The organism is Catenibacterium sp. RTP21428st1_D7_RTP21428_210409, from assembly GCF_040227455.1.
Taxonomy (GTDB): Bacteria; Bacillota_I; Bacilli_A; order Erysipelotrichales; family Coprobacillaceae; genus Catenibacterium; species Catenibacterium mitsuoka_A.
In genome coordinates, this window is the sequence record NZ_JBEHVX010000022.1 from 20,565 (window position 1) to 28,149 (window position 7,585).

Below are 7,585 nucleotides of genomic sequence, written 5' to 3' on the forward strand. Positions count from 1 at the left end.
AGGATTACTCCTTCTTAATCAATCCAGCCAAAATGACGACATGCATATTCTATACCATCATCTGTAGAATCTTTTGTGACAAAATCTGCTTTTTTCTTTAAGTCTTCTACACCATTGCCCATCGCAATAGCTGTCCATTCCTTCTTGAACATAACAAGATCATTCTCACCATCACCAAAGACTACAACATCCTTAATATCAGCCTTTAAGTATTCCATCATCTTAATGATACCTTTTTCTTTTGCATCATGTTGATAAGTAAGATAAGGTGGTACAAAGCGGATATGACCCACTGTATCTCTTAAAGTAAGTTCTTCTTCTTTGTCTTCTGGAATCGCAATATAAATCTTATAAATATCCTTCAAATCATCATAGTTTAATGACTTATCAAGAATATAACGTGTCGGTTCCTGTCTTTCTCCTACCTGTTCAATAAAGCGTTCATCCTTCATCACTACATCAATACTATCATTAACAGCAATTAATATTCCAAAGCCTTTTTCATCTGCTTCATGAATAAGTGCAAGAGCCTTTTCTCTATCTAATGGACTATTTGTAACTAACTCATCATTATAAATCAAAGCAGCCCCTCCATTAGATACAAGATTATGAATACCAAGCATCTTAGCAGTATCTTTTGTTTTATAATAGGCACGTCCTGTCGCAATTGCGACAAAATGTCCTTTATCCTGTAATTTTTTAATTGTTTCTAAAGCACTAGGTACAGGAATACCAGTTTGTATATCTGTCAAAGTGCCATCAATATCAAAGAAAAAATATTTTTTATCCATGCTTCTTCCTCTTCCAACGTCTATATTCAGTTATATTATCTAATGCTTTTGTGATAAGTGCGACTAAATAATAAGCAACAACACATTCAAAAGCTACTACTATAATAACACGTAAGTCCGTAATAGGATACATATAAAAATAGGTTGGAATTGCATAAAGGCAACCAATAGTAAGCAGGACGTTTAAACCAATATTAAACTTTCTTAAAAAATTGAGTGGTTTAGAAACCTTAAATAATACAATAAAACTAATAAATATAGTCACTAAGAAACTATATGTAGAAAAGTATTTCGCATTTAAGAAGAACATCCATTTTAATAAAAAATTAAACAGTACAAGCACTACAACACTTAAAGCACATGGAAGTGCTGTATGAATCACATGTGTTAAGAAGCCCTTAGAACTCATTGTTGTATCGTGTTCAAGAGTAATAATGAATGATGGTAATCCAATTGCCATACCACTTACCAAAGAGAGCTGGAAAGGCGTAAATGGATAAGTTAAGCAGAAGAATCCAAAGATCAGACTAAGAATTGTAGAATAAATAGTCTTAGTTAGATATAGTGAGCTGACCTTTTCAATATTCGCAATGATGACACGACCTTCGTTTACAATTTCCTTCATTGAACTGAAGTTAGAATCTAATAATACAATATGTGCTGCCTGCTTAGCCGCATCAGCTCCATTGGCCATCGCAATACCACAATCTGCATCCTTAATCGCAAGTACATCATTGACACCATCACCGACCATGCCTACGACATGACCATTTTCCTGGAAAGCTTTGATAATCAATTGTTTCTGTTCTGGTTTAACACGACCAAAGACACATGTTTCTCCTAATACTTGTTTCATTTCTTCTACAGTATCAGGAAGAGTCGAAGCATCCATATAATTATTTGCGTTATCAAGCCCTGCAAGGGTGCATACACGAGAAACTGTAAGAGGGTTATCTCCTGAAAGGACTTTAATAGAAACACCCTGAGATTTGAAATAATCAAATGTATCATGTGCATCTTCTTTAATGATATCACTAATAGCAATAAGACAAACTGGAGTAAGAGAATGATAATGTCCCTCTTCTAAATAATCTGCTTCTCCTAACAGTAATACACGTAAACCAAACTCAGAATAACCACTGACCTGATCTAAGATTTCTTTATTATCAGTCAAGAATTCAGGAGCACCTAACACAAAAGAACGATCATCATCAAAAGTAATGGCACGATATTTACGTTCTGAAGAAAATGGTACTTCTGATTTCTTATGATATTTATCATTTTTAGTGAAGTAATTCATTAAAGCTTTCTGAGTTGGATTGATATCATCTACTAAGAAAGCAAATGAACCCATAATATCGCAAATCATCTCACGCGTATATTGATCACTAATAGGAACAATATGTTTAACTTTAAGTTCACCTGTTGTAATAGTCCCTGTTTTATCAAGACATAGTACATCAACTCTGCTTAATGCTTCAATGGATTCCATCTGTTGAACAAGTGCTTTCTTTTTTGCAAGACGACCAACACCTAATACAAAAGATAAAGAAGTTAATAAGACAAGTCCCTCAGGAATCATCCCAATAACCCCACCTACTGTTTTAACTAATGCGGTATTAAAGTCATTTGGCATGGCCTTATATTGTGCTCTAAAGAGTAATAGACCGACTGGCACAATAATAATACTCATAACCTTGATAATCTTCTCAATAGAATCTCTCATCTCACTAGATGCAAGATTCTTATGTTTAGCTTGGTTCACTAGCTTTGTAGAATAGTTCGCATTCCCTACACGGATTACTTTTGCATAACCACTTCCTGCCACAACGAAGGTTCCTGCATAGATTTCGTCGTTCTCCTTCTTTTTAACAGGTACTGATTCCCCAGTCAAAAGAGATTCATTAATCTCTAATGCATGATTTTCTATAACCTGACAGTCTGTCCCAATCTGATTACCAGCTTGCAGAAAGATAATGTCATCCATAACTAGCTCTTCTACTGGAACATCTATCAAGTTACCATCACGTAATGTTTTCACTTTCTCTACAGTCACAACACTTAGCTTATCAATAGTTTTCTTAACCTTGAATTCCTGAATGATACCTAATATTGTATTAGCTACCATAACTCCAATAAAAGTTAAGTTCTGCAGCTGTCCTGAAATCACAATCAAAACAGCTAAAAATATATTTAGAAAGTTGAAATATGTAAGTGTATGCTGCTTCACAATTTCTTTTTTTGTTTTAGAAATAGACTGACCTGTATAATTCACTTGTCCTTGTTCTATTCTTTCTTGTACCTCTTGTTGTGAGAGGCCTTTTAATTCATTCATATTCACCACTCCTCCTCTATTGCACTATCTTAACAAAGAAAAGTGTATTATTTGTGTACTTTCACCTTAATTTTTTCTTAAATAATAGATATAATTAACTTATCATCCAATGAAAGGGGTTATATTTATTATGAAACATTTATATATGATGCGTCATGGACAGACTCTATTTAATGTTAGAAGAAGAATTCAGGGATCATGTGATTCTCCACTAACTGAACTAGGTATTAAGCAGGCAGACGCTGCAAGAGAGTTGATCAAGGATATTTCTTTTGATCATTACTACTCTAGTACGGCTGAAAGAGCATCTGATACATTAGAAATAGTTACAGAAGGTCAAGTACCTTATACAAGACTTAAAGGGCTTAAGGAAAGAGGTTTTGGATTATTTGAAGGAGAAAGTGAAGATTTAAATCCTCATTTTGATGATTTTAAATATGATGACTTATTTCCCCATTATGGTGGCGAAACAACCAAACAAGTACAACATAGAGTTGTAAATACACTAACTGAAATCATGAATAAAGAAGACCATGAAGTGGTTCTTGCAGTAAGTCATGCCGGCGCTTCTATGCAATTCTTTAGTGCATTTAATGACCCAAACATTATTTTTAACTCAGGAGGATTTACTAATTGCTGTATTCTTCATTATACATATGATAACAATGAGTTTAAATTTGTAGAAATATTAAGACCAGAGGTAAAGTAGATACATATGAAAGAAAAAGTATTATTTTTTGATATTGATGGTACGCTTGTAGATAACACTTATGGAGTTTATGAAGTACCTGAAGGTGTAAAAAGAGAACTTAAAAGAATTCAAAACAATGGGCATAAGCTTTTTATCTGCAGTGGTCGTCCTAAAGCCATGATTAACCAGCAGTTCCTTGATTTGGGGTTTGATGGTTATGTCTTATATAATGGTGGTTATATCGAGATTGATGGTGAATCTATCTTTGAAGAGAGAATGGATACAGAACTTGCGACTCAGACAGTTGATATGCTTGAAGAACTAAATTGTGATTATATGCTTGAAACAGCACATCATATTTATATTGATAAGCGTTATAAAGAGCTTTATACGTTCTTTAAGAACCTCGGCATGGAAGAGATGTTTTCTATGGATTTTGACCGTGATGATGTCTTAAAACGTGCCATTAAAATAGAAGCCAATGTCACAAATAAAGACAAGCAGAAAGTAAGCGACTATTTAGATGGTAAGTTTGGTACTACTATCAGTTTTGATCAGCATGGCAGTGATAATTCATTTGAGTTCTTTTCACCAACCATGAGTAAAGCCATCGGTATTAAGAAAGTTCTCGAACATTATGGTTTAGATATCAAAGATACCTATGCATTTGGTGATGGTCTTAATGATATTGAAATGATTCAATTATGTCAGGTAGGTGTAGCTATGGGTAATGCCATAGATGAATTAAAGGTACAAGCTGATATTATCTGTAAACCTATTGATAAAAATGGATTAGAAGATATTCTTAAGGCTTTATTTCCACAATAAACATCTTATCTTCACATAAGTATGATATACTCTAGTCGAGGTGATTTCATGAAAAAAGACAATGATAAATTAGCATATTATTTACCTATTATGATCAGTTTAGGTGTCGTATTTGGTATTTGTTTTGACAATATAGGTATAGGAATCTGTTTAGGTGTCGGTGCAGCCGGTATCCTTTCATTGTTATAATCATAACCACTGATAAAATCAGTGGTATGAACCCGCCCTGTAAGGGCATGTCGTTGTGCGAGTCCTTCGACTATTGAAGACTGACAACCACAACACGTTTACCTATAACCCCTAAAAGGGGTTTTTTTATTTAATTTTATCTCCTGTAAAAGGATCAATAAACTCCTTCATGCTCATCTGGTCCGAAAGTCTATCTTCCTGTAATTGATTTCTTATATATCGTTTTACAGCTTCTTCATTGTGTCCTACTGTCACACAATAATATCCTTTCGCCCAGAATTTTCTGTTACCATATTTATATTTCATATTTGCATGTCTGTCAAAAATCATCAGTGTTGATTTGCTTTTCAGATAACCCATGAAAGACGATACGCTATATTTTGGTGGTATCGTCATCAACATATGTATATGATCAGGACATGCCTCAGCCTCATGAATTACAACTCCTGGTTTTCTTTCTGCTACTGCTCTGAGAATAGCGCCTATATCTTTTCTTAATTTTCTGTATATTACCATTCTTCTGTACTTTGGTATAATGACTATGTGATATTTGCAATTATACGTTGTGTGTGATAAGGTATTATCATCTCTCATTGAGAGTCCTCCTTTGATTATAATTCTTGCGGTTGCCAGCCACTTTTATTATATCATTGGAGGTTTTTTTCTCACCATCTCTGAAAGTTTTTTTGGACCATACGCATAGCGTATGGTTTTCTTTATAATATAAAAAAAAATCCTCCGCAAGGAGGATTTTTTCATTATTCGATTGTAATCACACGATGATCAAGACGAGGTGCTGCTTCTGGAGCCTTACCATCCGCAAATCCTATAATAACATTTCCGATACCTTCATAGTCTTCTTCAATGCCCCATTCTTTAAGAAGTCTTCTTCCTTCTTCACCTTCAAATACTTCTTTCGCACGATGAATCCAGCAAGAACCAAGTCCTAAGCCATGTGCTTCATTGAGCATATTGCCAATCGCAAGTGATCCATCATAGATATATGTGGGATATTCTTTCTTTGCTAATACTACAATCACTACAGGCGCACCATAGAAAGGATCTTTATCACTCCCCATAATATCAGCATTCAACTTTGATAAATGATCTCTCATTTCTTTATTCTTTACTACTACAAACTTAACGCCCTGTCTGCCCATACCAGTAGGAGCATATAAACCAGCTTCTACAATTCTCTCAAGATCTTCATCTCTAGGCATTTCATCTGTATATTTTCTAATACTTCTTCTTGTTTTTAAAACATCTAACATATTTAAGTCCCCTTCTTATTTACGTTCTCAACAGTCACAATCATCACAATTGTACCTACTACACTTAATACTAAACCTAAAAATAATGTTTCATAAACACCAATACTATCTAGTAAAATACCACCTAAGAAACTAGCTAGTACACCAGATACAGTCATACTTGTAGTAACGAGTGCCTGTCCTTTAACTGCATCCTTTGCATCAAATAATTTATCTACATAATAAACAGATGCAGGAATAAATAATGCATAAGCCAGCATTTGAGTTGCCTGAGCTAAATAGATAATGACCATATTTGTCGCAAAATAAGTCAATGTATGTTTAAGTGTGAAGAATATTGCGGAAATGATGATTGTATTTTTGATATTGATTTTATTCTTATACTTTTCAAATAAAGCCATTGTTGGCAGTTCCAACATTGCAGCCAAGAATACTGCATTTCCCATATCTCCAGTATTACCACCAACGTTTCTAATTACATTAATAAAGAAATTGTTGATGATTGTATGATCAAAATAAACTAATACAAAACCAGCTAAAAAGATCATGAATTTAAGATGCTTCTTAATAAAAGCTCCTGTGCTTTCTTTTTCTACTACTTTTTCTTCAATGACTTCATCTATTTCTGTCTCAGGCATCTTAAATGAGCGAATAAGAGGTAAAATACCTAAGAAGATGACAATATAGGCAAGAGGCATTAAAGTAGGACTTACTGCCTTTACAACGTTTCCTAATACAAGAGACGCAAGAGCATAAGCCACTGATCCAATACCACGTGCTACACCAAACTTAACATCAATACCATGCTTCTGGAATGCGAAAGCAAGTGAGTTAACTAAAGGCATTGTAGTATAAAGAATTGTAGAAACTGCAATAAACAAAGCAGCAGCTAAGAATGTCACCTTACTTACAAACATGAGGAATACAGATAGAATACTACAAAGACCAAACATGATCATTAAGACTTTCTTCATAGAAATGTTTGACTTATCTACAAATCCTCCAAGTACGGGTTGTGCAATACTTGTCAGAATATTTGCGATTGCAAGTACAATCCCAATTAAAGATGAACTCATGCCAATTGACCCTAGATATACAGCGGCATAGCCAATAACTGCACAGAATCCTACATAGTAAATCCCCTGCAACATTGAGTATCTAACATTAATACTTTTTGATTGTTCCATTTTATGATCTCCCTTACATGTGATAATAATATTATAACAGAACAGAAATAATTCTGTAATCTCTTACATGTTCTGAAAAAAAAACTCAGGATCTCTCCTGAGTAACATTCAATGGCGCAGGTTGAGGGATTCGAACCCCCGCAGGACGTTAATCCTCTGTCGGTTTTCAAGACCGATCCCTTCAGCCGGACTTGGGTAAACCTGCATCATTCTAATGGTGGTTCCGGCCGGAATCGAACCAGCGACACGAGGATTTTCAGTCCTCTGCTCTACCGACTGAGCTACGGAACCAA

The 7,585-nt window shown here is 34.6% G+C and carries 8 protein-coding genes and 2 tRNA genes; 3 read left to right on the plus strand and 7 right to left on the minus strand.

The genetic code is table 11. The features are described 5' to 3' along the window. Positions 1 to 14 precede the first annotated feature (14 nt). Together ABUA27_RS04985 and ABUA27_RS04990 are read right to left on the minus strand one after the other, a co-directional pair. A complete protein-coding gene (locus ABUA27_RS04985; RefSeq protein ID WP_349820353.1) occupies positions 15 to 791 on the minus strand; it encodes an HAD-IIB family hydrolase in 777 nt (258 codons plus the stop codon). Then, a complete protein-coding gene (locus tag ABUA27_RS04990) occupies positions 784 to 3,126 on the minus strand; it encodes an HAD-IC family P-type ATPase (protein ID WP_129982080.1) in 2,343 nt (780 codons plus the stop codon). Before ABUA27_RS04990 ends, ABUA27_RS04985 begins: the two co-directional genes overlap by 8 nt. A gap of 130 nt (positions 3,127 to 3,256) precedes the next feature. Here ABUA27_RS04990 and ABUA27_RS04995 point away from each other — a divergent pair, with 130 nt between their 5' ends. The 3 genes from ABUA27_RS04995 to ABUA27_RS05005 are packed head-to-tail and all read left to right on the plus strand — an operon-like array spanning position 3,257 to position 4,834. Further along, entirely contained in the window at positions 3,257 to 3,835 is a 579-nt protein-coding gene (locus ABUA27_RS04995) for a histidine phosphatase family protein (RefSeq protein WP_287846080.1), read from the plus strand. 6 nt (positions 3,836 to 3,841) lie between these two features. Continuing rightward, the gene (locus ABUA27_RS05000; protein ID WP_129982078.1) at positions 3,842 to 4,645 is read left to right on the plus strand and encodes an HAD family hydrolase; all 804 of its coding nucleotides are present in this window, start codon (positions 3,842 to 3,844) and stop codon (positions 4,643 to 4,645) included. Between the two features lie 48 nt (positions 4,646 to 4,693). After that, a complete protein-coding gene (locus tag ABUA27_RS05005) occupies positions 4,694 to 4,834 on the plus strand; it encodes a glycine zipper domain-containing protein (RefSeq protein ID WP_288835402.1) in 141 nt (46 codons plus the stop codon). 126 nt (positions 4,835 to 4,960) lie between these two features. On the opposite strand, the gene tnpA is transcribed toward ABUA27_RS05005, so the two are convergent. From tnpA to ABUA27_RS05030, 5 genes are all read right to left on the minus strand, one after another. Continuing rightward, positions 4,961 to 5,428 carry an IS200/IS605 family transposase gene (gene tnpA, locus ABUA27_RS05010; RefSeq protein WP_055289730.1) on the minus strand — a complete coding sequence of 156 codons (468 nt, stop codon included), beginning with the start codon at positions 5,426 to 5,428 and terminating at the stop codon, positions 4,961 to 4,963. Positions 5,429 to 5,592: 164 nt separating this feature from the next. Then, entirely contained in the window at positions 5,593 to 6,105 is a 513-nt protein-coding gene (locus ABUA27_RS05015) for a nitroreductase family protein (protein WP_129982075.1), read from the minus strand. A 2-nt stretch (positions 6,106 to 6,107) separates the two neighbouring features. Further along, a complete protein-coding gene (locus tag ABUA27_RS05020) occupies positions 6,108 to 7,292 on the minus strand; it encodes an MFS transporter (protein ID WP_349820354.1) in 1,185 nt (394 codons plus the stop codon). A gap of 112 nt (positions 7,293 to 7,404) precedes the next feature. After that, positions 7,405 to 7,497: transfer RNA gene (locus ABUA27_RS05025), tRNA-Ser, on the minus strand. A gap of 10 nt (positions 7,498 to 7,507) precedes the next feature. Further along, a tRNA-Phe gene (locus ABUA27_RS05030) sits at positions 7,508 to 7,583 on the minus strand. Positions 7,584 to 7,585: the final 2 nt, after the last annotated feature.